Here is a 1735-nt window from a genome sequence, read left to right as displayed (position 1 = left end):
CGAGGCGCGCCAGGCACGCAGCGCCTCGAACAGCTCCGCGTCGCGCGGCTCGAGGTCGGCCGCCGCGGGAGCCGCGGCGCGGCTCGACCGCGATGCGCGCACCGGACGCTCCGGCTCGGTGCGGAAGGAGACCTGCCGGGACCCCGAGAGCACCTCGGCCGAGGCATCCGTCAGGGTCAGGACGCCGTACTCGCCGACCGGCTGCAGCAGGCCCTGCGCGAGCAGTTGGCGCACGACGCCTCGCCACTGCGCCTCGGAGAGGTCGTCGCCGATGCCCCACGTCGCGAGCGCGTCGTGACCGTACTGCTCGACGCGCGCGGTGCGCTTGCCGCGGAGGATGTCGACGAGGTGGCCGGCGCCGAACCGCTGCCCGCGTTCACGCTGCAGCCGGACAATCGTGGACATCAGCTTCTGCGAGGCGACGGTGCCGTCCCACGAGGCGGGCGGCTCGAGGCACGTGTCGCAGTTGCCGCACGGCGTGCTCTGCTCGCCGAAGTACGCGAGAAGGTTCTGGCGTCGGCACTGCACGGTCTCGCAGAGGGCGAGCATCGCGTCGAGGTGCGACGCGAGCCTGCGTCGGTGCGCGAGGTCGCCGGGGCTCTCGTCGATCATGCGGCGCTGCTGCACGACGTCCTGCAGCCCGTACGCGAGCCAGGTCGTCGACGGCAGGCCGTCGCGGCCCGCGCGGCCGGTCTCCTGGTAGTAGCCCTCGACCGACTTCGGCAGGTCGACGTGGGCGACGAAGCGGACGTCGGGCTTGTCGATGCCCATGCCGAAGGCGATCGTGGCCACGACGACCACGCCGTCCTCGCGGAGGAAGCGCTCCTGGGTGCGGCGGCGCGTGGCGGCATCGAGACCGGCGTGGTAGGGCATCGCGTCGACGCCGTTCGCGGCGAGGAAGGCGGCGAACTTCTCGGTGCTCGCGCGCGAGAGCGCGTAGACGATGCCCGCGACCGGGTTGCCGTCGGCGTCGCGACCCTCGGTGCGCACGAAGTCGAGCAGCTGTCGACGCACGTCGAGCTTCGGGGCGATGCGGTACTGGATGTTCGGCCGGTCGAAGCTCGAGACGAAGTGGCGCGCGTCACCGAGCGAGAGCCTCGTCGTGATCTCGCGATGCGTCGCCTCGGTCGCGGTGGCCGTGAGCGCGATGCGCGGCACCTCGGGCCAGCGCTCGGCGAGCTCCGCGAGGGCGAGGTAGTCCGGGCGGAAGTCGTGCCCCCACTGCGCGACGCAGTGCGCCTCGTCGATCGCGAACAGCGCGATCGTCCCCCGCTCGAGGAACCGCTTGGTCTGCTCGGAGCCCAACCGCTCGGGTGCGACGTAGAGGAGGTCGAGCTCGCCGGAGAGGTACGCGCGCTCGACGCTCGCCCGCTCGGCCGGCGTCTGGGAGGAGTTCAGGTAGCCCGCGCGCACGCCGTTGCGGACGAGCGCATCGACCTGGTCGTGCATGAGCGCGATGAGCGGCGACACCACGACGCCGGTGCCCTCGCGGAGGAGCGCCGGGACCTGGTAGCAGAGGCTCTTGCCGCCGCCCGTGGGCATGAGCACGACCGCGTCGCCGCCGGCCGCCACGTGGTCGATGATCGCGGCCTGCTCGCCGCGGAACCCGTCGTAGCCGTAGACCGTGCGGAGCGCGTCGATCGACGAGGCGAAGCGGACGGGCGCGGCCGTCGCGGTGCCGGCCGGCGGCATCCGCTCGCTCGTCGCCGACCCGCCGACCGGGTCGGACGGCGGC

Annotated in this window: 1 protein-coding gene; it reads right to left on the bottom strand. The window is 73.3% G+C overall.

Annotated features, from left to right (window positions below; translation table 11 throughout):
* Nucleotides 1–1735 (bottom strand): DNA helicase RecQ (gene recQ, locus ESO86_RS16445; RefSeq protein WP_422836509.1); only part of this gene is annotated, 1735 nt, incomplete at both ends.

The sequence above is a fragment of the Agromyces binzhouensis genome (genome assembly GCF_004135055.1).
GTDB classification, from domain to species: Bacteria; Actinomycetota; Actinomycetes; order Actinomycetales; family Microbacteriaceae; genus Agromyces; species Agromyces binzhouensis.
Note: the sequence above shows the minus strand (reverse complement) of the source record. Positions and strands in the feature narration are given on the sequence as shown.